At 38.2% G+C, this 25,030-nt stretch carries 22 protein-coding genes; 13 read left to right on the top strand and 9 right to left on the bottom strand.

What is annotated here, in order from left to right:
* Positions 1-190: 190 nt before the first annotated feature.
* From I6F47_RS16125 to I6F47_RS16115, 3 genes are all read right to left on the bottom strand, one after another.
* On the bottom strand, positions 191-433 hold the full coding sequence (locus I6F47_RS16125; RefSeq protein ID WP_165721642.1) for a hypothetical protein: 243 nt from the start codon (positions 431-433) through the stop codon (positions 191-193).
* Between the two features lie 67 nt (positions 434-500).
* The gene (locus tag I6F47_RS16120; protein WP_007584034.1) at positions 501-3,389 is read right to left on the bottom strand and encodes a TonB-dependent receptor plug domain-containing protein; all 2,889 of its coding nucleotides are present in this window, start codon (positions 3,387-3,389) and stop codon (positions 501-503) included.
* Positions 3,390-3,630: 241 nt separating this feature from the next.
* Entirely contained in the window at positions 3,631-5,973 is a 2,343-nt protein-coding gene (locus I6F47_RS16115; protein WP_197184189.1) for a DNA polymerase II, read from the bottom strand.
* A gap of 193 nt (positions 5,974-6,166) precedes the next feature.
* Here I6F47_RS16115 and dinG point away from each other — a divergent pair, with 193 nt between their 5' ends.
* The 6 genes from dinG to I6F47_RS16085 are packed head-to-tail and all read left to right on the top strand — an operon-like array spanning position 6,167 to position 11,004.
* Entirely contained in the window at positions 6,167-8,242 is a 2,076-nt protein-coding gene (gene dinG / locus I6F47_RS16110; RefSeq protein ID WP_007584036.1) for an ATP-dependent DNA helicase DinG, read from the top strand.
* A complete protein-coding gene (locus I6F47_RS16105; RefSeq protein ID WP_024593658.1) occupies positions 8,242-9,018 on the top strand; it encodes a sulfite exporter TauE/SafE family protein in 777 nt (258 codons plus the stop codon). The genes dinG and I6F47_RS16105 overlap by 1 nt, the downstream gene beginning before the upstream one ends.
* Before the next feature lies 1 nt (position 9,019).
* Positions 9,020-9,628: a primosomal replication protein gene (locus I6F47_RS16100; protein ID WP_007584039.1), complete on the top strand. Its 609-nt coding sequence runs from the start codon at positions 9,020-9,022 to the stop codon at positions 9,626-9,628.
* 13 nt (positions 9,629-9,641) lie between these two features.
* Positions 9,642-10,535 carry a histone deacetylase family protein gene (locus I6F47_RS16095; protein ID WP_197184188.1) on the top strand — a complete coding sequence of 298 codons (894 nt, stop codon included), beginning with the start codon at positions 9,642-9,644 and terminating at the stop codon, positions 10,533-10,535.
* Positions 10,536-10,586: 51 nt separating this feature from the next.
* Complete coding sequence (locus tag I6F47_RS16090; RefSeq protein WP_024590772.1) at positions 10,587-10,868, top strand: late competence development ComFB family protein; 282 nt, start codon at positions 10,587-10,589, stop codon at positions 10,866-10,868.
* Positions 10,852-11,004, top strand: coding sequence for a DUF2496 domain-containing protein (locus I6F47_RS16085; protein WP_007584045.1), 153 nt, complete (start codon positions 10,852-10,854; stop codon positions 11,002-11,004). The genes I6F47_RS16090 and I6F47_RS16085 overlap by 17 nt, the downstream gene beginning before the upstream one ends.
* Positions 11,005-11,006: 2 nt before the next feature.
* On the opposite strand, the gene I6F47_RS16080 is transcribed toward I6F47_RS16085, so the two are convergent.
* Positions 11,007-11,528 (bottom strand): sel1 repeat family protein, encoded by a 522-nt coding sequence (locus I6F47_RS16080; RefSeq protein WP_197184187.1) that lies wholly within the window; start codon positions 11,526-11,528, stop codon positions 11,007-11,009.
* A gap of 105 nt (positions 11,529-11,633) precedes the next feature.
* Between I6F47_RS16080 and I6F47_RS16075 the strand changes: the two genes are divergently transcribed.
* The gene (locus tag I6F47_RS16075) at positions 11,634-12,518 is read left to right on the top strand and encodes a DMT family transporter (RefSeq protein ID WP_197184186.1); all 885 of its coding nucleotides are present in this window, start codon (positions 11,634-11,636) and stop codon (positions 12,516-12,518) included.
* 43 nt (positions 12,519-12,561) lie between these two features.
* Here I6F47_RS16075 and I6F47_RS16070 read toward each other — a convergent pair whose 3' ends face one another.
* Positions 12,562-14,721, bottom strand: a complete 2,160-nt coding sequence (locus I6F47_RS16070; RefSeq protein WP_231609243.1) for an exonuclease domain-containing protein — start codon at positions 14,719-14,721, stop codon at positions 12,562-12,564.
* A 128-nt stretch (positions 14,722-14,849) separates the two neighbouring features.
* Here I6F47_RS16070 and I6F47_RS16065 point away from each other — a divergent pair, with 128 nt between their 5' ends.
* Positions 14,850-15,389, top strand: coding sequence for a phosphatase domain-containing protein (locus I6F47_RS16065; RefSeq protein WP_197184185.1), 540 nt, complete (start codon positions 14,850-14,852; stop codon positions 15,387-15,389).
* Between the two features lie 111 nt (positions 15,390-15,500).
* Here I6F47_RS16065 and I6F47_RS16060 read toward each other — a convergent pair whose 3' ends face one another.
* The gene (locus I6F47_RS16060; RefSeq protein ID WP_197184184.1) at positions 15,501-16,367 is read right to left on the bottom strand and encodes a hypothetical protein; all 867 of its coding nucleotides are present in this window, start codon (positions 16,365-16,367) and stop codon (positions 15,501-15,503) included.
* Between the two features lie 330 nt (positions 16,368-16,697).
* Between I6F47_RS16060 and I6F47_RS16055 the strand changes: the two genes are divergently transcribed.
* From I6F47_RS16055 to I6F47_RS16035, 5 genes are all read left to right on the top strand, one after another.
* A complete protein-coding gene (locus I6F47_RS16055) occupies positions 16,698-18,122 on the top strand; it encodes a sugar porter family MFS transporter (protein WP_197184183.1) in 1,425 nt (474 codons plus the stop codon).
* A 379-nt stretch (positions 18,123-18,501) separates the two neighbouring features.
* Positions 18,502-19,761 (top strand): OmpP1/FadL family transporter, encoded by a 1,260-nt coding sequence (locus I6F47_RS16050; protein WP_197184182.1) that lies wholly within the window; start codon positions 18,502-18,504, stop codon positions 19,759-19,761.
* A gap of 2 nt (positions 19,762-19,763) precedes the next feature.
* Positions 19,764-20,177 carry a YeeE/YedE family protein gene (locus I6F47_RS16045; RefSeq protein WP_182194073.1) on the top strand — a complete coding sequence of 138 codons (414 nt, stop codon included), beginning with the start codon at positions 19,764-19,766 and terminating at the stop codon, positions 20,175-20,177.
* A 3-nt stretch (positions 20,178-20,180) separates the two neighbouring features.
* The gene (locus I6F47_RS16040) at positions 20,181-20,582 is read left to right on the top strand and encodes a DUF6691 family protein (RefSeq protein WP_165721623.1); all 402 of its coding nucleotides are present in this window, start codon (positions 20,181-20,183) and stop codon (positions 20,580-20,582) included.
* Between the two features lie 96 nt (positions 20,583-20,678).
* Positions 20,679-21,773, top strand: a complete 1,095-nt coding sequence (locus tag I6F47_RS16035; RefSeq protein ID WP_197184181.1) for a mechanosensitive ion channel family protein — start codon at positions 20,679-20,681, stop codon at positions 21,771-21,773.
* Positions 21,774-21,807: 34 nt separating this feature from the next.
* On the opposite strand, the gene I6F47_RS16030 is transcribed toward I6F47_RS16035, so the two are convergent.
* From I6F47_RS16030 to I6F47_RS16020, 3 genes are all read right to left on the bottom strand, one after another.
* Entirely contained in the window at positions 21,808-23,943 is a 2,136-nt protein-coding gene (locus I6F47_RS16030) for a TonB-dependent siderophore receptor (RefSeq protein ID WP_197184180.1), read from the bottom strand.
* 219 nt (positions 23,944-24,162) lie between these two features.
* Positions 24,163-24,474, bottom strand: a complete 312-nt coding sequence (locus tag I6F47_RS16025; protein ID WP_007584064.1) for an EthD family reductase — start codon at positions 24,472-24,474, stop codon at positions 24,163-24,165.
* A 211-nt stretch (positions 24,475-24,685) separates the two neighbouring features.
* Positions 24,686-24,865: a hypothetical protein gene (locus I6F47_RS16020; protein WP_231609242.1), complete on the bottom strand. Its 180-nt coding sequence runs from the start codon at positions 24,863-24,865 to the stop codon at positions 24,686-24,688.
* Positions 24,866-25,030 lie beyond the last annotated feature (165 nt).

Genomic DNA, 25,030 nt, shown 5'->3' with positions numbered 1-25,030 from the left:
ACAAAGTTACCACGTTAACAAGGTTTGGCAGATAGTCGAAAATCAATGAAATAATGTAGCCTGGAGGAGGAGTAAGTTTAATAGCAAATAGTTTACTTAATATAGATAACCTGTCCGCATTATTATTAGTACTAACACATCAAGATTTCAAACATAAGTTAAAGTATTGCAATTAAACTTAGTAGTAAAATTAGTTCCTATCTTGGTAAATATTTCCTCTTTTGTTAATTTCTCTCATTGCCTCTTGGTTTTTTTTGCGTATTTCTTCTGCCAACTCTTTTGACATGCATGTACGCTTTTTAATATTACTACCTGTCACCGCTATTTTTTCGCATACCATATTTTCATTACTGCTTAGAGAGTCTTCACTCAGTGAACTACAACCAGATAGAAATAGTAAACTTGAAATGATTATTACGATTAGCTTTTTCATTTTATTCCCTTAAAGTAAAAGCGCTAATATTATAAATATTAGCGCTTTATTATTGTTTTTCTGAACTCTAGAACTTAGCGTTAAGAGTCAAAAATATATGACGACCAGTTGTATTGTAAGTACGAGGGTCTGTATTATCGTTAAACCCTGTTGCTGCATACGGAGGATCTTCATCAAATACGTTATTAATACCAACAGTAGCTGTGTAGTTATCAAGGAAGTAACTAAAGCGAACATTGTGTATTACTTGTGAGTCAACGGTTCTAATAACATCATAAGAATCAAGAGTACCACCGATATTAACGGCTTCAGTTCTAAATGAAGAGTTAACATCAGCTAAATCATCAGGGTCAATATTTGTAAAGTTTTCTTCAACTTCACCAATGTAACGCAATGCATAAGTTGCAGACCAATTCTCTTGAGCTAACGATACATTGAAGTTAGTTTTCCACTCAGGGAAGTTACCATCACCACTATTTCGGCGGTAGTAGCCAGCATTTTGAAGTGTTGAACCGTCGGCTTGAGTTATTGTGTAGTCGTCATAGTAAGTTGCATCTAAGCTTGCTGATAATGAACCAATTGACGTATCAGTTGTATAAGCAACATTAAAGTCGTAACCAGATGACTCTACACCACCAACATTTATGTTTCTGTTATCAATATCACTTGAGTTACCAGCTAAAATACCTGATGTATAACGAGTTATTTGATCACAGTATGTACCGCTTTCAGCACACTTGTTTAAAATTAACTGCTCGCCTACAGAGCTAATTGCATTTTCTAGCTCGATATCCCAGTAATCGATTGTGAAAGATAAACCATCAACAAACTCAGGGCTATAAACTACACCAACTGTAAATATATCAGCTTCTTCTGGTTGCAACTCTGGGTTACCACCAAGAGTAGAAGATAATTGGTCACCAATAGGTTCAAAACCAGCTGCTGGTACGCCGTCAGCTATACAGAATGATGTAGGGTTAGTAGCACACGGGTCCGAAACTTCAGGGCTATTATCTGATGCGCCAGAGAATAAATCAGAAGTTGAAGGTGCTCTAAATGCAGTAGATGATGTTCCTCGGAACATAAGGCCGTCCATAGGAGACCATTTAATTCCTACTTTATGGTTTGTAGTATCGCCAAAAGTATCATAATCAGAATAACGAATTGCTAAATCTAGCTCTAACACTTTTGCAAAAGGTGCGTCATATAATAGCGGTACATTAAACTCAGCATAAGCCTCATCTACAGTGTAGCTGCCTGATGTTTCTTGACGGCTAGATCCAGATGTAATTCCTAATGCTATTAGTGCATCAGGGAAATCACCACCTTTCTCTTCACGATGTTCTAGACCAAATGCCATACCTAAACTACCTGCTGGTAATTCAAATGCACTACCAAACACACTACCACTAATAATTTGCTGTTCGTTTGAACCAAAATCGTGAGCTTCAAACGAAATAAAATCTAACATTTCTTGAGTAACTTGAGTATCAGTTCCTGGGATACCAAATACATTTAATGATGTACAACCAGCGATAGGATCATCTACAGTTCCACATACAATGCTACCGTCAACGTCTTGGAATGAAGGACCTACGGCTTGTGAAACTTTTTCAAAGTTTACGCCACCAGCTCGTTTAGTTGTAGAATCACTTGAACCAAAGATGTATGAAACTTCATAACCCCAATCGTCATTGATATCGCCTTCAAAACCAACTACTGCGCGAACTGTATCTACGCGAAATTGAGTATCTCGACCACCAGTTTCAACCATACGACGGCGCCAATCAGAAATCTCAACTGAGTCACCATTTCTGTCTTTAGGACCAAATTGTTGGTTATAGTAGTTATCTGCAGAATAATTTGCATTTGTCACACCAAAGAACGCAAGTGGTGCTAGAGGTAATGGAGCAAGCTTAGTATCTGAAATACGGCGGTTTAAACTAACTTCTGAAAAGAAACGAACATGATCAGAAAACTCATAGTTACTCTGAACAAATACGCCATATCGCTCAGCCGGAGTTAAGTGAAAGTTTACAGGCGCAAAGTTGTAAGTATCTTTATCCCAATCCCAACAATCATAACCAGTTGGATTAGAAAAATCGCTTGGATCTGATTGACCAGGACCATTAGCTGCACCGTGAGTAAAAGAAGAACAATCTTCACCAGCTACTGAACCATCAATACCGTTGTAACGACCCCATGGTGGAGCTGAAGAACCACCTTTAGAAAGCTCACCTGTATGATCCATGTCTAAAGAAAATTTAGACCAGTCTCTATCACCAGAAGACTGAGAACCCTGCTGAACGTAATATGCACTAGCTACCACGCTGCCTTTATCGCTTGTTAAACCTACAGTAAAATCGTAGCTTTTAGTTTCGCCATCACCGCCATGTGTCGAAGCATCGTAACTTGCTGTAGCTTCAAAACCTTCAAAATCATCACGTGTAATAACGTTAACTACACCGCCAATAGCATCTGAACCGTAAATTGCAGAAGCACCGTCTTTTAGAATTTCAACTCGCTTGATAATTGCTGTAGGGATTGTACTTAAATCTACAGAAGAGTTTGCACCGCTACCCGACGCAACCATTCTACGGCCATTTAATAATACTAGCGTTCTTGAAGAACCCAAACCGCGTAAAGATACACGCACCGCGCCTGAACCACCATTATTAACAGAAGCATTAGTACCCGCACCAGCAACTGAAGGAATTTCTTGAAGAATGTCACCTACGTTACCAATACCTGAAGCAATTAGGTCATCGCGTGTTAATATTTGTACTGGATTCGCACCTTCCATATCAGTTCTTTTGATACGTGAACCAGTTACTTCAATTCTTTCTACTTTATCGGCGCCTTCGGCTGCCATTGTATTACCTGAAAATACAGCTGTTGAAGCTGCACCAAATGCAAGTGCGACACGCACTGCTTTAGCTACTTGATTGTTTAACATTTGATTCTCCCTGGTGTCACTACTTTATAGTAGCAATCATTATTTAATTATTTTAGTTACATAAGATTAACAGTAACTAAAGCAAATAATAAACAAAAACCATCAAAAAGCCAACAAAAAGTTAACAAACCTTTGCGGAAAAAGAAATATTTGCGAATATAATAATTAAAATCGCAATAAACTAGAATAAATAAGATGTGGACAGTATGAAAACACAGATATGTTGCCATTTATGGTGTTATTAAAAAAGTTTCTCTTGTAAATTTAACCCAAAAGAAACACTTGAGTGCGAAACAAGATCAACCATTTCAATTAACGGTACAATCTGTTTTTCTACATAAATTGCATAGTCATAGCTATGAAAGCCTTGATACAGCTCAACTCCAGCAGTTGTGTAAACGAATGTAACAAATTCACCTCTATTAACCGTAAATTCGCTATTTTTTTTCTGGTGTTTTTTAACTGCTTGAACATGAGGGGGGATATTTTTCTTATAATCGATTAAGTTTTGACCTAATCTCTTTTTGAAAATGAGTAAATGATCAAAATCACCTTGGTATAACTTTGTTGTATAGTCTTTAACAAGGTCATTTATATTTAAATTTCCATCAAAAAGACTAGTAAATAGGTCGAACTGGAATTGTTGAGCAAGTTTAGTCCAATCACTTCTTACTGTTTCTAATCCTTTAAATACTAGTTTTGATTCGTTTGGTTTAATTAATTTACCGACATAGCGCTTTTTAGAGCCAACTAGCTTTCCCCTTATGGTTGGCAAAAAGAAAGGGCTATAAAGAGATTCAAATTCTATTTCTAAATGACTTGTTAAGTTGTGCGTTTGTTTAATCTCGTTAATCCAATCTGTAGTTATCTTTTTAGCTAAAAACACGCCAATTTCATTACACTCGTCGTGGGTTAAATCATCATCCAACTTAATAAATGTAGAATCGGTATCACCATAAATAACGCTATAACCAAGCTCTTCTATCCATTTTTTAGTTTGTAGCATTATTTCGTGCCCTCTTAATGTAATAGAGCTAGATAACCTGGGATCGTAAAACCTGCACCCTTTTGAGCCTAAAACACCATATAAGCTATTCATTATTATTTTTATTGCTTGAGATAGCATTTGATCTTGATTGTCTTTGGCGAGCTGCCTTTGGGACGCTAAGCTTTTAACAAGTAAAGGTAAGTGATGCTTGTCTCGCGAGAATAGGGCTTCATTAAAACCCTGCACACTTTGGTTTGGATTTTTTAAACCTTCTATCAGTCCGAGTGGATCAATGTAGAAAGTTTGCATAATACTGGGGTACAAGCTTTTAAAATCTAAAACAATGACATTTTTATAAAGCCCAGGAATAGACTCCATTACATAACCGCCTGGGCTTTCAAATGTAAGTCCATGATCGCCCATATTAGGGGCAACATAACCGCTGCGATGCAGTAGTGGTAAATACATATTAATAAAAGCAGCGACAGAGCCGCCCTTTTTTTCAAGCTCTAATCCTGTGAGCTTTGTTCTTATAATAGAAAAATCGAGTAGCTTTAATTTATCAAAAATTTTATTTACCAAAATACAATCTTGTCGATTATATTTTGCTAAAGAAAGCTTATCTTCATTAAATTGCCTAATAATTTCCTGTAGACTATTAGCCGTGTCGATTAATTTGGACTCACCCAACACTTGATTTGAAACATTAGCTAAAGAAAAACTCTCAAAGCTATATGTACCATTTTTTAAAGTGTCTATTCCATCAACCACACATCGCCCAGGGATCGATACTCGAGTAAAGTGTCCTTTGCGAACATATAAAGGTTGATCTCCCCTACCCAGTAATAACTTAATGCCTAGTGCTTCAGCTCTTTCATGAATAACCGAAAAATCGAACTCAATTACATTCCAGCCAATTATGACATCAGGATCGCTAAGCTTAATAAAATGCTCCAATCCCTTTAAGAGCTCAGCCTCATCTACACACCAAATAATATCAAACTCTAGGTTTTCAGCTTCTCTATCTGGCTCGCCAATCATTAAAACACAGTCTAAATTACAGCCCACAAGTCCAACAGAAAACAAAACGCCACTTTCGTTACATTCAATGTCTAACGACAGCTTATTAAGAGTTGGGGAATACTCATCATTTGCTTTTAATTTTGCCTCTGTTACTAATGTATAACCATTTTGATAAAAAACATTACCCGTTACCCAAGCACCTCCTTTTATAAAGCGCTCCATTAAATAGCGCTCTATTGGTCGAATATCTTCTTCAAATAATACAACTCCACGTTGCTTTAAAGCTTTAGCAGCAGAATAAAAATGCTTTAGTGATTTGAAGTAACAGGCCGACATATCTTCTTGCTGAAAGTTTTTTAACTCAAGACTTTTAATATTAAAGATAAGTGACTCAGCTGCTAATATTTTATGCGCTATTTCAGCATCTTTACTTTTGATAAAAAACAGCGCATTTTCGTTAGCTGATACTGTTTTTATAGGCCCTTTATCACTACAAAACCACGCTTCGTAGCAGATGCCGTTAGCAGTATCATAAGCATGAGAAGAAACAATAAAACCGGCTGTTAAGTACATTATTACTAAACCTTATTCATATATATGTAAGTTTTTACTTAATTCAAAATGCTTTAAAGCCATACATTCAACCTAAATAAACACTCAGATACTTTATTTGCTAAATTAATCTCATCACTTCTTGTAGTTACACTCTTATAACTCTAAAATCCATAGCACTGTAATTATATACATACTTTAGGTAAATCATCCCATGCTTTCTGACTCACTAAAAAAAACAATTAGGCAAGTACACCAGCATGTGGCTAGCAACCTAAACGATTATCGCCCTCGTAGCAGTCAAAACTACCTTGTAGCCGAAATAGCAAAAACGCTTGCTGGCGAATACCATAAAAAGCAGCGTATTTGCGTAATTGAAGCAGGCACCGGTACCGGTAAGTCTCTTGCCTATTGTTTAGGCGCGTTGCCTCTTGCCTTAGCACAAAAAAAGAAGCTCGTTATTTCTACCGCAACCGTTGCATTGCAAGAACAATTAATAGCAAAAGAACTGCCATTTTTTAAAAAGCATTCAGGTCTCGACTTTAAATTTGATTTGGTAAAAGGTCGCCATCGTTATATTTGTGCCCACAAACTACATAATGCTGTAAACGGCGATAGCCAAACACAAATGGACTTTATGCCAACGCTTACTTCACCATTGAGCGCAATGGAAACCAAATGTTTAAATGAGTTATATAACGCTTACGTAAATAAAAAATGGCAAGGCGATAGAGACAGCTGGGCCGATACCGTACCCGATAGAGTGTGGAACTTAATAGCGTGCGACAAACATTCGTGCCAGCGCCAAATGAAGGCCCATCAAACGTGTCCGTTTCAGCTTGCTCGTAATCAATTAATGCAAATGGATGTGCTGGTAATTAACCACTCTTTATTACTTGCCGATTTAGACCTAGGCGGTGGTAAAATTTTACCAGAGCCCGACAACACCATTTATGTAATTGATGAAGCGCACCATTTAGCACATATAACACGCGATTTTTCATCGGCCGCAGCAACAATCAAAGGCACGATAGAATGGCTTGATAAGCTCACCAAGTTTAGCGGGAAAATGGCGAAGGTTTTAGTGGGGCAAAGAGCTATTGGGCAAAACTTTAAACTTTGCGACAGCATTAATGACGCGAATAAAGATTTAAAAGTAGTTCGCGATATTCTTGATAATGCCGACTTTGAATACTCAAAAGACGATACTTATCGCTTTGAACACGGTGAAATTCCACAATCGCTGCACAGTAAAGCAAAAGATATAAGCGAAGCCACGCAAGATGCGCTGCGCTGTTTAAACAAAATGCACGACACCCTTACCCAAGATGTAAGTGATGGCGACATAAAACCTTACGTTGCCGACCCAATACTAGGCGAAAGCGGTCAATACATAAACCGGTTAGAACAACTAAACAAACTATGGTTTAGTTACGCAAAAAAAGGCGAAGGTGCTCCTCATGCACGGTGGATAAAACGCCTTGAATACAAAAGCCATCACGACCACTTATTAAGCGACTGCCCTATCGAGGTCGGTTATTACTTAAAAGATAAATTGTGGCGAGAATGCGCGGGCGCTGTTTTGTGCTCTGCTACATTAAGTGCACTGGGCTCGTTCGATCACTTTGCTTACGAAACAGGACTTGCTAAAGAAGAAGGCGTTAAATTTATTAAAGTACCTTCTCCTTTTGACTACCCAAAACAAGCCACTTTACGTATTCCGGTATCTAAAGTAGAACCTACCGATAAAGACTTTAGTGATCACCTAGCTAAAACTTTACCAGAGTACCTAAATGATAAAAAAGCGAACCTTGTACTATTCGCTTCTTACTGGCAAATGGACCACGTAACAAAGTTTCTTAGAACAAAAGGTTTTAACTTATTAGTACAAGGTGAGATGTCGCGAGAAGCGTTGCTTAAATTACACACCAAAAATGTAGATGAAGGCAAAGGCAGTATTTTATTTGGAACACAAAGTCTTTCAGAAGGCCTTGATTTACCTGGAAAATATTTAGAGAACTTAATAATCACTAAAATTCCGTTTGCTGTACCTACTTCGCCGATAGAAGAAGCGCAAGCAGAATTTGTACAAAGCAAAGGTGGTAACCCGTTTTTAACGATTACCGTGCCAGACGCCGCAAAGAAATTGGTACAAAGCTGTGGTAGACTGCTGCGAAAAGAGAGTGATGAAGGCTGTATTACTATTCTCGATAGGCGCTTAGTTACTAAGCGATACGGTAAAGCCATGCTCGACACCCTACCACCTTTTAAAAGACAAATAGATTATTAATGTTTGAACTCGCACTCGATCCAACAACTTGGGCTGTTTTATGTGCTGTTGCACTTGCCGCAGGTTTTATAGACGCTATCGCCGGTGGCGGTGGTATGTTAACTGTGCCCGCTTTATTAACTGCAGGCTTACCTCCACATTTAACATTAGGCACCAATAAACTAGCAGCAAGTTTTGGCTCCTTAACAGCAAGCTATACTTATTATAAAAAGAACTTATTTAGTCCAAAGTTTTGGGCTGCCTCTATTATTGCTACCGCAATAGGTGCATTGATAGGTACTGTTATTGTTGATCATTTAAGTATCGATTTTTTAAACAAACTACTACCCATTATTATTATTTTAGTTGCCGCTTATAGCTTATTTGGTAATTTAAGTACCACAGAAGGCGATGAGCTCCCTAAACTAAACAAAGCGATGAAAATAAAACAATGGCTACAGGGTTTAGCATTAGGCTTTTTTGATGGTTTAGCAGGCCCAGGTACGGGGACATTTTGGACCGCTTCTAATGGCATGCTTTATAAAATGAACTTGCTACTCAATTGTGGTTTAGCGCGTTCAATGAACTTTGTTTCTAATTTTATATCGCTCATCACCTTTGTAGCACTCGGCCATGTAAACTTTTTACTTGGCATAACAATGGGCTTTTTTATTATGCTAGGCGCATGGTTTGGAGCACATTCGGCAATACGTTTTGGTAGCAAATTTATTCGCCCAGTATTTAATACTATGGTTATACTTTTAGCTTTAAAACTAATTTACGAGGCTTACTTTTAATATGCATTCAATGGCTTTAGATAAACTACGTCAACAAGTTGCAACGCTAAAACAACAAGCTGAGCAATTTGATAAAGCTAAACTTTTTTCTAAAAATCGTTACATGCAAGCGCAACCTAGCTTGTTTGACCGCGCAGTTTTTAGTACAAAAAGCATGAACCTCGTCGATTACGTAATAGAAATAGAAGATGAAGTGTCAAGATTACCGCCAAGTGAGCATCGCCATGCTTATACTTACGCGCTTGAACGTATAGGAGCTCAGGTACAAGCTGTATTCAACGTTATTAAATCAACGCCTATTTGGGTTAAAGAAAACAAAAGCCATTATAAACCACGCCCTAAGCAAACCGTTTATAAGCAAGCGGTACAAAAAATAATGCAATCATCGCACGAGCTTTACGACGAATTAAAACAAAACCATGAGTTTGAACGCCGTTTAGTGCTCATGATTGAAGAGCGTAAAATGCAAATGGATAAAGCCTCGCCAGCTAAAGCACAAAAGCTTAACCTTGAAATATTAAGCACACACGCTCGATTAGGCCGCTGCAGAAAAGCAATTTCTGCCACTGAGGATAAAATACAACAAGTAGAAAAACAGCAGCTGCGTTAAGCCGCACTTTACTATGCAGCTTTATTATCATCCATTGTATTCAGACCTTATCCTTGCAGAACGTCATCGATTCCCTATTCAAAAGTATAAGTTACTTACAACCGAAATAGAAAATCTAGGTGTTTCGGCTATTCACTTTCAAGAGCCTAAAAAAGTAACCGTATCTCAACTTGCGCTATGTCATAGCCAACGTTATATAGATGACTTTTTAAATGGAACACTAAGCGATAAAGCAATTAAAAAGATGGGATTTCCCTATTCGCAACAACTTGTAGAGCGTACTCTTTTATCAATTGGCGGGAGTATTCAAGCTGCAGAAGCGGCTTTTAGTCACGATCTAACCTTCAATTTAAGCGGTGGTTATCATCATTCTCATAGTGATTTTGGCAGTGGCTTTTGTATTTTTAATGATTTAGCTATTGCAGCAGCACATTTAATAAATACAGAGCAAGCCGACACTGTTTTAATTTTTGATTGCGACGTACACCAAGGCGATGGCACAGCACAAATCACTCAAAACCATAACCAAATTATTACCTGCTCAATTCATTGTGAACAAAATTTTCCTCGTAATAAGCAAGAGTCCACTTACGATTTTGCATTGCCCGCTAAAACAGCCGACGATGAGTACCTTGCTACATTAAAGCAAGCACTCGATTTTTGCGTGCGCATACATAACCCTGATATTATTTTGTATAATGCAGGCGCTGATATTTACACTAAAGACGAGTTAGGCTTGTTTAATATATCGCTCAATGGCGTATATGAGCGCGACTTGTTTGTTCTCAACTTCTGTAAGCAACATCAAACCCCACTAATGTGCGCTTTAGGTGGCGGTTATCAGCGTAATTTGAGTTCACTAATTAATGTTCATAAACAACTATTTAAAGCCGCTATCGATTTATAGTAAGCCTTAGTATAGACTCAGTTAAACGGATTATTTTAAAGCGGTGGGAATATGCGATTACACGAAGACATACACAACTATTACGAAAAGATTGTAGTTGAAGAAATCATCAAACTTAAACTTGATGAAAAATATGATGAAGATGTAATGGCTGACTTTTGTTGTACGGTACTAAATCAGCTCCCGCCACGATATATTCGCTACGATGTAGATATGGCGTTTTATTTACCGCAATCAGAACGCATACATATGGAACAACGTGTGCAAACAGCAATAAACGTTGCAATTAGCCAAATATCAAAAAAGAAAGAATTAAATGACAAGCCCACTTGATCAAGCCCCTACACATATTAAACTTGCAGTAGATTTAATTATGATACTAGAGCAACACGATGTTGCTCCAGAAGAGGTCTTAAAAGCACTCGATATTGTAAAAAGCGACTTTGAAAAAAAGCTAGAAAAGCCATAACTCTATTCTATTATTTGTATGTCGTGCTCGGTAACGCTACCTTCGTGCTTAGTGCAATCAATTTTAACTTCACCAAATGTACGCCTAGGCGAAGCTGAACGACGACAGGTCATATTTTGTGCTTTAACGCCAAATTGCGTTATATACAACGCAACTGTTTCGTCTATTTGTTGTTTTTGCTGCGTAGTCGCTGCACTGTAAAATACATCGTATTGCGCAGACCAATTTTCAACCCCCGCTTCTTTTGCAACACCTAGCCAGCCCATCCCTAGTTTAGTAGATTGCTCCAAGTATTGGCCTTTCAAAAACATAAACGCCAACGTGTATTGTGCGCTTTTATAGCCTAGCCCAGCAGGCTCTTTTAAATAATTGAAAGCGGCTTCAAACTGTCCTTTTCGATACGCTTTAATACCATTGTATTCATTCTTTTTCATGGTGGTATCACTGTAAAGGTTGATTGAGCTTGAATTACATCCCCCCAAAAAAGTGATAAATACCATAGAAACTACTGAGAACGTTTTCATTCTTATCCTTAATTTATTATTTTTATATGCCAGTTCCGAATATGGCTTACACTTTTTATAAACCCTGTTATTCTAAAAACCAATCTGCATAATTAAAATACTATCATGACCTTAGCAAGCTTACTGCGATTATTTTTTCTGGCCGCTATTTGGGGCGCTTCTTTTTTATTTATGCGAATGGCAGCAAACAGCTTGGGGCCTGCGGTATTAATTGAGCTTAGAGTAGGCTTTGCTGCAGTTACTTTATTTATTGTTGCTTTGTATTTAAAACGCCGCTTAGCGTTTATCCAACATAAAAAACACTTTTTTATTATAGGCGCGTTTAATTCTGCTCTTCCGTTTTTATTTTTTGCTTACGCAGCTCAAACTATTAGCGCATCCACACTCTCAATTTTAAATTCTACAACACCAATATGGGGTGTTGTAGTTGGAATTTTATGGACGAAAACAAAGCCCAATAAAAGTATGGTGCTTGGTTTACTACTTGGCTTAATAGGCGTTGCAATACTCGTTGGGCAAAATCATTTTGTATTAAATAGCCAATCAATAATGGCTATAATAGCAGCATTAAGTGCATCACTTTGCTATGCCATTGCATCGCATTACACTAAAAATGCGCCTAAACTGGCCCCATTCGATAATGCCCATGGCTCAATGTGGGCTTCGAGCTTTATGGTATTACCGCTTATCTTATTTATGCCAATTCGAGAAATACCAAGCACCAACATTATGCTAGGTGTATTAGTACTGGGCGTAGTATGTACCGCCCTTGCTTATATTTTATTTTTTAAATTAATCGACGATATTGGCCCAACCTCAGCACTCACGGTTACATTTTTAATTCCATTATTTGGCATATTTTGGGGGCATTTATTTTTAGATGAGCAAATAGGGCCAAATACATTACTAGGCGCACTATTTGTAATTGTAGGCACTATGCTGGTTACTGGTTTCTTACCACGAAAAAAGCACTTAGCTAAAACAAGCTAAGTGCTTTAAATTGCATACTACTTCTTGCGTTAAGATTTACTGCTTATTCACTAATTTGGGATTGCTGAATAAGTAACAACAACTCTGCAGTCGCGGTTGCATCGGCCAATGCGCGGTGATGGCTGGTCAAATTTAAATTAAAGTGCGATGAGAGATTGCCCAGCGAATACGACTTTAAGCCTTTAAACGCTTTGCGCGATTCAACCACGGTGCACATTTTTGGCATTTTAAAAAAGTGACCTGCCATCTCGCATTCTTTTTTAATAAAGCCGTAGTCAAAGTTAACGTTATGGGCTACAAAAATACTGCCTGCGAGTTTATCTAGCAATGGCTTGGCTATATCAGCAAATACAGGCGCGTTGTAAACCATACTGTCGCTAATACCGGTTAATGACGTAATAAATCCAGGTATATGGCGCTCGGGGTTAACTAAGCTTGTCCAAGTATCAATTACTTTACCGTGCTGTACTTTAACTACGCCAATTTCGGTAATACGGTTACCGCCTTTTAAGCCGCCTGTGGTTTCTATGTCAACTACGCTGTAAACACGGTTTGGGTCTACAAACCATTTAACCGCAGCAATGTGTACTGTAAAGCCCACATTTTTTAAATTATCAATAGTGGTAAGTTGGTTGCGCCTAAGCTTATCGCCTGGGGCTTTTACCTCTTCAAAATGTACTTGGCCATTATTAATGACCATTAAGTCGGGGTAGCCGTCTTTTAGCTGTAAATAATGTTTACTCATGGCTGTTAAGTGCGCAATTAACGCCTTAATAGGGCTGTTTAAAATAAGCGCTTCTAGTGGCTCTAATAAATTGCTACGCCATCTAAACAAGCCGTTAGGTTGGTCAAAGTATTGTGCTGCATTTTTGCATACCAAATTAAGTAATGCTTGCGACGTTTGGCATTGTGCTAAGCGCTCATTTATTTGTGTTTGCTGCGCTTCATAAAAATTACCAAGCCTTAATACTTGCGGATAAATATCAAACTCATTGCATGGCGGATAAGGCGACTCCACAAATAACTCATGCCAAAATACTAAACCAAACAAACTTTGCCAAAGCGTGTTTTCGGTATTAAATACAGCCATACCTTGGCGAGTATAATAATCGTTTACGCCCTGCTCTACTTCACCTCGGTAAAGTTCATCTATTTCTAGCACGCATTGGGTGTCGGCAAGCATGGCACTTAAACGAGAACGTGTTTTTTTATTAAACTTACGCATTAAAAAATCGTCAGCAAAATACAGTAAATCATCAGTGAGCGGGTTTTCGATAATGGCTTCTAATCGAGCTTTTACCCACTCTTTATTGCCAAGCCTGTATTGCTCTCTTATTTGAATTTCTTGTGCTTCGCTATCATCCGCGCACCCTTCTAGTAAGCTAAAAGCAAGTTCGCTATCAACTGTTTTTAGCTGCCTATAAAGCCTAACTAATAATTTGTTTTTTAATACAATGGCAATTGCACCATGTGCAGCTTGCACTAAAACCTGCGACGCTAAAGCGACGTAATCGCTCTCATCTGTAATATTTTTAAATGCTAACCGGTAACGGTTTAATAAATAATTTGATTGCGCTTCGTCAAGTGTTTCAAAGCGCGACAAGCTCTCGCTGTGTCCTTCGCGCGTAGCGGTTAGGCCTAAGTCTCGCATTACAAAACGGTTTTGATGATTCACATCTCCACTGCTTAGTTTACCTGCAAATAAAAACTCAAAATATTCGTAGTAGTCACTGCGGTTATTAATTACATACTGGCTATAAAGTGGCACAAGCTCTTGTGGGCATGCCTTAAAAAACTCACGCGCAATATCCACCAGCGCGCCTTTAGCGGCGCTCTTTTTAAAGCTTATTTGCTCAGGGTAATTACTTAGCAACTCAACCAAAGAAGGCTTAGTTAGGTGCGCTAAAAGCTGCGAATAATGCTGCTCGTTTGGCTCAAATAAAATACCCACTTTTTTTAGCGTATAAATAGCCTGATGCGGCGATGTTATTTCTTCATAATTAAGCGATTGCGCCTGCACCAAATAAGGCTTTCGCGAGTACACACGCGCCAACATGCACTGGCTTTGTTCATCTAGCTGGTTAATTTTACTAATAAATTCACTATGTTTAGGCTCAAGTAAATGCATACATTTACTAGTTACAAACTCAATAAGCTCTCTAAAATGCGCTAAATAGTATTTTGCTGGTAATTCTTTTTTCATAATATCGCCATAACTGTATATAAAAACAGTATCTAGTATTTATGCTTATTATTCAATCTTAAACTTGTAACTAAAACACGCTATAGTGAGCTTATTAAAGCAAATTCATTAAAAGTAAAGGACTTACCATGAGCGCGCACCCGTACGATGTTTTATCACTCAATAACGGCGCAAATATTATTTTTACGCCTTGCCCAGGTACAAAAACACAAAACCTAGCTGACTCAATCACCACATTAAAAGCCGCTGACACTAACATGCTACTATCACTTATGCCTCAAAAGGAGCTTGAAAAAAACAACGTAAAATCAATTAATAGTGAGTGCAAAAAGCACGATATAACGTGGTTTCATTTACCTATAAATGATGACGAAGCACCAAAACAGCCTTTTACATCAAGCTGGAACACGCATAAAACCGAAATACTACAAGCCATGCAGAACAAGCAAACCATTGCCATACATTGCAAAGGCGGCACTGGCCGCACAGGGTTAGTCGCTGCACTTATTTTAAATTCGGCGGGTTACACAAAAGAAGAGGTATACAGCCTAGTACAGGGCATTCGCCCTAAAGCGCTAACTATAGAATTGCAAAAAGAGTACTTTGAGAAGTTTGAGAAGTTTGAGAAGTTTGAGAAGTTTGAGAAGTTTGAGAAGTTTGAGAAGTAAGATACTAGCTGAGTAAGGGAAGACTTCGCATTATGAATATTATTTCAACTCACAGAAATGAAAGGACTCTCAGTAATTATTAAATTGATATTTGACGCCTTTGATTTTTAATTAATGTATATTGAGCGCGTCATTGGGTGTATTCTTATTTATATAGATAAGATTCTGGGCAATGCGTTCATTGAAATTCAATAAAAGCTCATCAACGAAAAGTTTTTTATTAACTTCATCTAAATTGATTATCTGATATATAAGTGAATAAAAAGCCCTAATTTCTACGACTAAATCACTACTGCTAATCAAAGCATAAGCAATGATATATTTCACATGATAGTCTGGGGAATTCTTGGCCTTCTTCAAGATATCATATAAATCATCATCATTTTCTATTTCATAAAAACTTTGTGCAAAAACATCCCCTAAGGTCAGTGACGATGTGTAGCAATAATCAAATATTATATATGGGGATAAAGTATGTTTATCTATCTTCTCAATAGACTTCAATAATGCTTCACTTGAGGTCTTATTTAATTTGAAACTTGCTATTATATTGTTATTCAGCGAATTATACTCAAGTTGGTTGATCCTGTTCGCCAGATCTACATTATTAATAAGCGTACTCATCTTTTGGTTTGTAAATTTCTCGGACAACTCTCTTACCCTTCGCGCAAAAATCTCCAGCTTATCTTTGAGTTCTTGATTTTTGATGTGCCTTTCATAGTTGTGCCTTTGAGCTATCAACTCTTCTCGCTGATAATCCAGAGCTGTTTTAGAGTCTTTCCAAGTACGGTAAAGTAGTAATATAGATGCAAACAATAATAGTGGCGAAAAAACACTACTGAAGTAAGTTGCTGTTTTCACCCAGCTATCTAATGAGGCCTCTAATGAGAAAGTGAATCGGTTAAAAAATATAAACGTAATAATAGAACAACCTATGACAGCTATTAATATTGATAAAAAACCAAGATTTTTATCCATAAACATTCCCTCAATTAAAGGTTCTTTTTACACTAATCTCAATTAGTTAACAACTAAGTTGCACCGCGTGCCGGATGAATAATAGACTTACTACCTTCGATAATACCTGCTAAAAAATCCACCGGTTGCTCTGCTTTTATGGCTCACTTTATAAGTTGCTAATCATTATTACAGTAACATCACAGTGCACAGAGGCAACTAGAAAAGGAGCCTATAAAATAATTGTAATTGATTAAAAAACACTAAATTGGTTCCTGCACAAGCATATTCAACCATAGCGCTTTACGATATTATGCTCCTTTATATTTAAATTAACTTTCAGGGCATATAATGACAACGCACACACCGCCTTCCCACTCAGCCAACACAGCTGAAAACACCTCTCTTGTTTACGTAATTTTTATCTCTGCCGTGGCTGCTATTGGTGGTTTTTTATTTGGTTTTGACTCGGGCGTGATTAACGGCACGGTGTCGGCACTCGGTAATGCATTTAATTCTAGCAGTGTGGCTACGGGCTTTAACGTAGCGTCTGTGTTACTTGGCTGTGCCCTAGGTGCACTTGCTGCGGGGCCACTGGCTGATAAGTTTGGCCGCCGTGCAATTATGATCATCACCGCGATTATTTTTGCCATTAGTGCCTTTGGGTCGGGCATTAGCGAAAGCTCTGCGGAGTTTATTTTTTATCGCTTATTTGGTGGCTTAGGTATTGGTGCTGCATCAGTATTAGCGCCAGCTTACATTGCTGAAGTTGCGCCACCAGCACTTCGCGGTCGTTTAGCTACACTACAACAACTCGCTATTGTACTGGGGTTATTTGCTGCTTTTTTGAGTAACTATTTAATTGCTGATGCAGCAGGCAGCGCGCAAAATATTTTAATGCTTGATACAGCCGCTTGGCGCTGGATGTTTTGGGCAGAGCTTGTGCCTGCTGTACTATTTTTAGTCGGTGTGTTGTTTATTCCCGAGTCGCCTCGTTATTTAGTGGCGCAAGGTAAAGTAGGCGCTGCAAAAGCGGTATTTAGTAAAATATCGAACGACAACGTTGATGCGCAAATAAGCGATGTTAAACGCTCATTGCATAGCGATACAAAGCCAAGTATTCGTGATTTATTTATTGATAACAGTAAAAAAGTACACCCAATTGTTTGGGTGGGTGTTGCGCTGAGTGTATTTCAGCAATTTGTGGGTATTAATGTGGTGTTTTATTACGGCTCTGAGCTTTGGCAAGCCGCTGGATTTGATGAGTCGCAATCGCTATTTATAAATGTGCTCGCAGGTACTACTAATATTGTATCGACCTTTATTGCCATTGCCCTAGTTGACAAAGTTGGCCGTAAACCACTGCTATTAGTAGGCAGTATTGGTATGTTTATTAGCTTAAGCGCGCTTACTTATATATTTGGCAGTGCAGGCCTTGATGACGCAGGCAAACTTGCACTTAGCGATAACATGGGTACGTTTGCACTTATTATGGCTAACTTATTTGTGGTATTTTTTGGCTTAAGTTGGGGCCCAATTGTATGGGTATTATTAGGCGAAATGTTTAATAACCGTATTCGTGGTGCTGCCCTTGCCGTTGCTGCCAGTGCGCAGTGGATTGCTAACTTTGCAATTACCATGACCTTCCCTATTATGCTGGCTAACATTGGCCTTGCCGGTGCTTATGGCTTTTATGCGTTATCGGCACTTATAAGCATATTTTTTGTTGTTAAATATATTAAAGAAACACGCGGTAAAACGCTTGAATCTATGTGATTTTTAAAAGCGGTGATATTAATCGCCGCTTTGCTTTTACATACAATGGCGTTATTTAAGAGTGATTGTTTGGATGAGCTAAACGTTAATTAATAAATATATTTTAAACTGCTGTTAATACGTAAACGCTCCTTTTACCAGCACACTTTTAATACCAAAGCGTATAGCTACCGATTGCATACTTAAATATCACTACAGCTCAATACGTTAGCGAACCTTTTAACTTAAGCTAAGGTTGAATAGCAATCTACGCTCATTTATTTTAACTTTATAACCATTGCCGTATTACCTTTTATTATAACTAATCTATTTAAATTCCTTTTTAGAATATCAAAAATTAGCTATTGTCCGCCCATTCCAACTTTATGTATTTACTAAAATGAAAAAACAGTTAATTTCAGGCTTAGCTTTAACGTGCGCGTTAGGTTCGTTCAGTGCATTTGCTACTAATGGTTATTTTACTCACGGCTATGGCATGACCCACAAAGGCATGGCTGGCGCAGGTGTAGCGCTGTCAGAAGAGTTAATGTCTGGCGCTAATAATCCAGCAACCTTTTTACCTAATGGAACAGAGCTATCTCTGGGCTTAGAGCTTTTTTCACCTGAACGAAAATATACTGCATCAAAAGTAGATACTTTTTACCCTGGCGCATTTTATCTTGAAGCAAAAACACAAAAAAGCGACAACACCGTATTTGCAATTCCAGAGTTTGCTATTGGCCATCAATTAAATGAAAAAGTAAATATTGGTTTATTAGTGTATGGCAACGGCGGTATGAATACCGAGTACGGCGCAGAATCCTCTCCTGAGGGGACTTTTTACGCTGGTACGACGGGCGTTGATTTAAAACAACTCTTTATTAGCCCAACAGTAAGCTATAAGTTGAATGAACAAACACGCCTTGGTGTATCCCCTATTTACGTGGTGCAACAGTTTGAAGCACAAGGGCTTGGAAGCTTTGCTCCTTTTTCGCAATCGCCAGAAGCGCTTACAAATAATGGCACCGATACAAGTACAGGCCTAGGTATTCAACTGGGTATTAGCCAAGATATAAATTCGTCATTAAGCTGGGGTGCAAGTTACCGCTCTTCAGTGTCTATGCAAGAGTTTGATAGCTATAAAGGTTTGTTTGCAGAGCAAGGCGGATTTGATCTCCCAAGTTCGTTTCAAATTGGTGCTGCCTATAAGCTTACCCCAAGTAATCAGGTTGTATTTGATTGGCAAAAAATAAATTACAGCGAAGTAAAAAGTATTGCAAATCCAGTTAATAACTTGATGTCAGCGCCTTTAGGGGCTGATGCAGGAGCTGGGTTTGGCTGGAACGATATGACTATTTATAAGCTTGGCTATCAATGGCAGCGTACATCGCAACAAAAAATTCGTTTTGGGGTGTCTTACACCGAGCAACCGATTCCTTCTTCTCAAGTTATATTAAATATTTTGGCGCCGGGTGTTCAAGAGTGGCATTTTACAACTGGCCTTAGCCATTCTTTTACCAACAAGGTACAATTAAACGCTATGGCTTTTTATTCGCCAGCAAAAAAAGTAACGGGTGCTAACTACTTAGCGCCTAATCAACAATTATCAATCGAAATGAAACAAACCGGTTTAGGCGTTTCTATTGTTTGGGAAATTTAAAAATGATAACAGAATTCACCCCAGTATCGGCTGCAATAGGCGGTGCATTAATAGGTATAGCGTGTACGTTATTACTGGTTTTATACGGAAAAATTGCGGGCATATCAGGCATTGTTAAGTCTGTATTTGCTAAAGCAAATTCAGACTCTCGTTGGCAATTATACTTTATTTTAGGGTTGTTGTTGGCAGGTATAGCGGTAAGAGTATTTGCCCCTTCTTTATTAGAAGGCGAATTGCAATTACCGCCTTGGCTTATTGTTGTTGCAGGGCTTTTAGTTGGCGCGGGTACAACTTTAGCTAACGGGTGCACAAGTGGCCATGGCGTGTGCGGCATGTCGCGCTTTTCTGCTCGCTCTTGGGTTGCAACATGTACATTTATGCTTGTTGCCTTCATTACAGCAAACCTTGTAGGATAAATAATGAAAGCAATTATGATGGTTGTTATAGGCTTTATATTTGGCTTAGGGCTTATTATTAGCGGGATGACAAACCCTGCTAAAGTGATTAACTTTCTTACCTATGGAAACCAATGGGATGGAAGCTTAATTATAGTGATGGCTGTTGCCATGCTAATAATGATGCTTACATGGTTATGGGTTGCAAAAAAAGAGAAACCACTTATTTCAGGAACATTTAATTTAAGTAATTTAAAAAATATTGATGCGCGCTTAATTATCGGCTCAGTATTTTTTGGTTTAGGCTGGGGTTTAAGTGGCATTTGCCCAGGCCCTGGCTTGGTTCAATTGGTATCTCTTAAAATGGAATTTTTGTTATTTTTTGCAGCCGTCTTAGGCGGTATGTGGTTAGCCAAAAAAGTATAATATTTGCTGCCGACCAAAACTCGGCAGCTACTTTTCCAAACAAAGGTACATAACTTGCTGCAATATATATAAAACTATATTGAACAGGTTTAAGTTATGCTAAATAAAGCGCTGGAATTTTCCAACAGCACCCCCTGGTTAAGCGCGATTTCATCTCTCTTACTTATAGCTATACTACTGTTTTTAATTCGCTTTTTTGTAATGTACTGGCTAAAAAAATGGACTTCAAAAACCAAGTTTATATTCGATACTTTACTAATAGAGTCAATATCTAAACCGCTAACACTGTGCACAATTATTGTGCTACTCACCATTTTAGAGCACGACACCTTCATTATTAGTACTTCTATTTCTCAACAAATTCCTTTTAATAGCATTAATATTGTATTAGCTCTGCTTGCACTTATTATGTTTTTAGACCGCTTTATTATTGGCACTATTAATTACTATGGCAAACAATCTGCCGTTGTTTTTAATTCAAAAAGCATAATTAAAGGCGTGATACGCGTTACATTATCATCCGTAGGAATACTAGTATTAATGGGCACGTTAGGTATTTCTATTACACCCATTATTGCCTCGTTAGGCATTACATCACTGGCTGTTGCCCTTGCTTTACAACCTACCCTCGAAAACTTTTTTTCTGGCGTGCAGCTAGTGATAGATAAACCCATAAGAGTGGGCGATTTTATTGAGCTTGAATCAAAAGAACAAGGCTTTGTAGATCACATAGGCTGGCGATCTACATGGGTTAAAATGCTACCTAACAATATGATTATTATACCTAATAGCCAATTATCTAAATCGCGTATTATTAATTACTTTTACCCTGAAAAAGAGTTAAGCGTGCCTGTTGATATAAGCGTGCATTACGATTCAGATTTAGAGTTTGTTGAGCAAGTAACACTTGAAGTGGCTCGCGAAATACTTATTTCACACGAATGGGGCGTTGATGATTACAATACCTTTGTGGTTTTTCATACCTTTGACAGATCAAGTATTAACTTTACGGTAATGCTTAGAGCTAAAGAATACTTTAATCGCTTTTGGGTAAAATCTGCTTTTATAAAAGCCCTGCATAAACGCTATAAAAAAGAAGGTATTGTAATCCCCTTCCCTATTACGGCTATTAACACTACTCAAGAATCCGCTAAATTTAATAGTGATAAAAAGGTGCAAGGCGATACTTAAAACAAAGCGCGAGAGACTCTCGCGCTAATAAGTATTAAAACTTGTAGGTTATTTGCCCAACAATTTCACGCGGGCTACCCGGAAAGTGACCGTTACGCTGGCTAAATCCGCTTACAGCATATTCCTTATCGAACAGGTTGTTAATATTTACACTTAGTAATACGTCATCAAAGCGACTCGTCCAGCTCATATCAAATACGGTAAACGGTTTTACTTTTTGACCATCGGAGCTTACTTGCTCACTCACATAATTAGCGCCAAACGCAATAGAGGAATTAATCGAATCGAGCCCAAAGCGTGACCATAAACCCGCCTGATGGCGCGGCGCATTAGCAAAGCGCGAGCCATCACCAAATGTATCTGAAAGCGTATCACCCGTTACGCCGTCCACTACTTGCGTATCGTTGTATGCGTAGTTAGCCGTTATTGTCCAGTGCTCGGATAAATCGCCTACTAAGGTTGTTTCAAATCCACGGCTTTCTACTTCACCTATATTTAAAAGTGCAGCAATGCCATCTCCCGCGCCAGTATCGTCTGGGTTGCTCATTACCACGTTTTCTTTATTAATTTGATAAACAGCAAATGTACTCATTATTTTGCCATCAAACCATCTGTTTTTCATGCCCAACTCGGTTTGCTTACCTGTTTCCGGGTCTAAGTTGCCCTCGCCTACCACATCTTCCTGATCGCCCGACGAGGTTGGGTTAAAGCTTTCAGAGTAGTTTATGTAAACAGAGGTGTTTTCTATTGGCTGGTACGTTACTGCAACGCGAGGCGTTACACCGTTGTCAGAATAGCTAAAGCCTGTTTCCTTATTTAATTCTTTAAAATAATCGTAGCGTAAGCCTGCAATTACGGTCCATTGTTCGCCAATACTTATAGCATCTTGAGCGTATACACCAAAGCGATCGGTATCTACACCATCACGATCTAAATCGGTTAAGTTATAGGTGCTAGGGTCTGTTTCACCGTAATTAAGTGTATAAATATTTAAGTTTGCTACACCATCAGCCTCATATCGGGCACGCAAGTAATCGTACTGCGTTTCTACCACATGGTAATCGCCACCAAATAAAAATTGATGCTCTAAATTACCTTGCTCAACGTTATATACAAAATCAGTTGTTAAGCTTATTTCTTCGTTTGCTCGAAACTGTTTGCGGTATTCTCGTCTTATGGTTTCATCATCTATATTAGCAACGCCATCACCATTTACGTCAACCCAATTTTGCGACTCGTGATACGCTTGGTCGCGCTCATTATCAAGGTATCGCACAGTAGTGCTAACAGAGAAATCATCAGAAAAACTATGATTTAACTCAGCTTGAAGCACCAAAGCTTCCATATCTTGATAGTCAAATGATTCGTTCGCGTTATACGAAGGATCTACCAGAAAGTTGCCGTTATCATCTACCGGTACTCCACGTAAGCGATTGCCACCTAAGTCTTGTTTTATGTAATCAACACTTGTTGTAAGCGTTGTTGAATCACTTAAATCAAATAACAATCCACCTGTTAGCTCGGTGTTTTTTGAGTCTGCATTGTTACGAAAGCTGTCTTGCTCTTCATAAAAACCACCCAACCTATAAGCCATTGTATCGCTTAAACCACCGGTCATATCGAGTGATGCGCCACGCGTATTGTAGTTACCCAAGGTGAGCTTTAATTCGCGCTTTTCTAAGTAGCTTGGTTTTTTGGTTACGTAATTAATCATCCCACCAGGTTCGCCACCGCCATACAAAGCAGAGGCTGGCCCTTTTAATACTTCAACACGTTCTACATTAAATAACTGCGGTACACCAAAGCCTGAGTACGGGTCGCCACGCACACCATCGTAAAATACATTTGCGTCATCTCTAAAACCACGAAAAGTAACGCCTGAGTAGCTATATTCGCTCACTCCCGCAATAGATCGGTACAAATCGGTAATGTCACGCGCTGCTTGGTCAATTATAAGTTGCTCTGTTAAAACCTGAGCCGATTGCGGAAGCTTAATAAGATCTAAATTAGTTTTAGTCCCAATTTTACTTTCGGTCTCTAAGTAAAATTGCTGGGCACGGCCAGTTACTTCAATAGTTTCAATGTCGTCGTTTTGTTGTGAAAAAGCTATATTAGAAAAAACAGATAAAGACGCAGCAATACTTAATGCCAAATAATTAGGGTTAAACATGATAATTCCTGGGAGAAGTGTAGATAGCCAACAACCTAAATGATAACTTTTATCATTTTCATAATCAACACAAGGGCGGGTTTAATACATCTAAATATTAGAACTAATTTTACTTAAAACAGAGCGCTAGCCCTTTTATTGCAGTTAAAATAAAACCCCTACTGTATTAAATACAGTAGGGGTTATTAAGTAATTCTTAAATTAGTTTTAGCGTGTAATTTACCCAGCAATATTGCTAATTTGAATTACTGGAGACACGTTAGTAAAGTTAACTAAATCAGCGGCTATTGCCTCTTGATGAGGTGCAAAGGCTTGCTGAAAAGATTCTACCGATTCAAACACTAAATGCCCCATAGCAATATAAGTTGGCGCTTCGCCCGGTGCGCCACCTGCTAAACCTGCATCTGCACTACTTGATATAAGCGCTTTACCAACTAACTCTGCAACTAGGGGTAAATGTGTTTTACAGTAGTAGTCCATATCGAAAGTAGCACTTTCATTATTTGGGTATAATACGCTTACTTTAATCATTACATTCTCTCTTTTATTTACTAAAAAATTTAAAGCTGTGCTAATAAACAGCTTTACAAACTAGTGTTCAAAGCGTCTTTTGAAATAGTATGAATCATACTTAAGTAAAAAACGCATAAGTGAGCAGTCGCTCAATTATGTAGTATTCATGCTCATAGCGCCAGTAATTTGATTGCAGTGCTTATTTTAATTAAGGTGATACTTCGCTAATTTACTTAAGTACAGGTCGTTTTTTAAAAGGTTTGGGCGGTAAAGACTCTACAAAGTTAACGCACGTATTTACCCAATATGCTAAATCAGAATCAGACTCAAAACCTTCAGGCAAAATATAAACCAAGCCCTTAACTGGTTTTACTGTAGGTCGCTCTTCTAATCCTCTATCAAACGCCATTTAGTACCTATATTTTTAATAAGCACATTACACACTTAATAACGGTAATAGCACTTAAACCTAAGTGAATAAAATAATAAAAGGTGGTTGGGAAAGGTATGCAAAGAGTAGGTATAAAATTATTTTGGACTTACAGTTTATATCAAACCGCACTAATCAAAGCTG

Source organism: Pseudoalteromonas sp. NZS37 (assembly GCF_015864265.1).
Taxonomy (GTDB): Bacteria; Pseudomonadota; Gammaproteobacteria; order Enterobacterales; family Alteromonadaceae; genus Pseudoalteromonas; species Pseudoalteromonas arctica.
Note: the sequence above shows the minus strand (reverse complement) of the source record. Positions and strands in the feature narration are given on the sequence as shown.

Coding starts and splice junctions, on each gene's coding strand:
- I6F47_RS16090 (WP_024590772.1), top strand. CDS start 10,587: ATGCGATTACACGAAGACATACACAACTATTACGAAAAGATTGTAGTT.
- I6F47_RS16030 (WP_197184180.1), bottom strand. CDS start 23,943: ATGTTTAACCCTAATTATTTGGCATTAAGTATTGCTGCGTCTTTATCT.
- I6F47_RS16020 (WP_231609242.1), bottom strand. CDS start 24,865: ATGGCGTTTGATAGAGGATTAGAAGAGCGACCTACAGTAAAACCAGTT.
- I6F47_RS16035 (WP_197184181.1), top strand. CDS start 20,679: ATGCTAAATAAAGCGCTGGAATTTTCCAACAGCACCCCCTGGTTAAGC.
- I6F47_RS16085 (WP_007584045.1), top strand. CDS start 10,852: ATGACAAGCCCACTTGATCAAGCCCCTACACATATTAAACTTGCAGTA.
- I6F47_RS16025 (WP_007584064.1), bottom strand. CDS start 24,474: ATGATTAAAGTAAGCGTATTATACCCAAATAATGAAAGTGCTACTTTC.
- I6F47_RS16115 (WP_197184189.1), bottom strand. CDS start 5,973: ATGTACTTAACAGCCGGTTTTATTGTTTCTTCTCATGCTTATGATACT.
- I6F47_RS16100 (WP_007584039.1), top strand. CDS start 9,020: ATGCATTCAATGGCTTTAGATAAACTACGTCAACAAGTTGCAACGCTA.
- I6F47_RS16055 (WP_197184183.1), top strand. CDS start 16,698: ATGACAACGCACACACCGCCTTCCCACTCAGCCAACACAGCTGAAAAC.
- dinG (WP_007584036.1), top strand. CDS start 6,167: ATGCTTTCTGACTCACTAAAAAAAACAATTAGGCAAGTACACCAGCAT.
- I6F47_RS16075 (WP_197184186.1), top strand. CDS start 11,634: ATGACCTTAGCAAGCTTACTGCGATTATTTTTTCTGGCCGCTATTTGG.
- I6F47_RS16125 (WP_165721642.1), bottom strand. CDS start 433: ATGAAAAAGCTAATCGTAATAATCATTTCAAGTTTACTATTTCTATCT.
- I6F47_RS16095 (WP_197184188.1), top strand. CDS start 9,642: ATGCAGCTTTATTATCATCCATTGTATTCAGACCTTATCCTTGCAGAA.
- I6F47_RS16060 (WP_197184184.1), bottom strand. CDS start 16,367: ATGGATAAAAATCTTGGTTTTTTATCAATATTAATAGCTGTCATAGGT.
- I6F47_RS16045 (WP_182194073.1), top strand. CDS start 19,764: ATGATAACAGAATTCACCCCAGTATCGGCTGCAATAGGCGGTGCATTA.
- I6F47_RS16040 (WP_165721623.1), top strand. CDS start 20,181: ATGAAAGCAATTATGATGGTTGTTATAGGCTTTATATTTGGCTTAGGG.
- I6F47_RS16065 (WP_197184185.1), top strand. CDS start 14,850: ATGAGCGCGCACCCGTACGATGTTTTATCACTCAATAACGGCGCAAAT.
- I6F47_RS16120 (WP_007584034.1), bottom strand. CDS start 3,389: ATGTTAAACAATCAAGTAGCTAAAGCAGTGCGTGTCGCACTTGCATTT.
- I6F47_RS16070 (WP_231609243.1), bottom strand. CDS start 14,721: ATGAAAAAAGAATTACCAGCAAAATACTATTTAGCGCATTTTAGAGAG.
- I6F47_RS16050 (WP_197184182.1), top strand. CDS start 18,502: ATGAAAAAACAGTTAATTTCAGGCTTAGCTTTAACGTGCGCGTTAGGT.
- I6F47_RS16080 (WP_197184187.1), bottom strand. CDS start 11,528: ATGAAAACGTTCTCAGTAGTTTCTATGGTATTTATCACTTTTTTGGGG.
- I6F47_RS16105 (WP_024593658.1), top strand. CDS start 8,242: ATGTTTGAACTCGCACTCGATCCAACAACTTGGGCTGTTTTATGTGCT.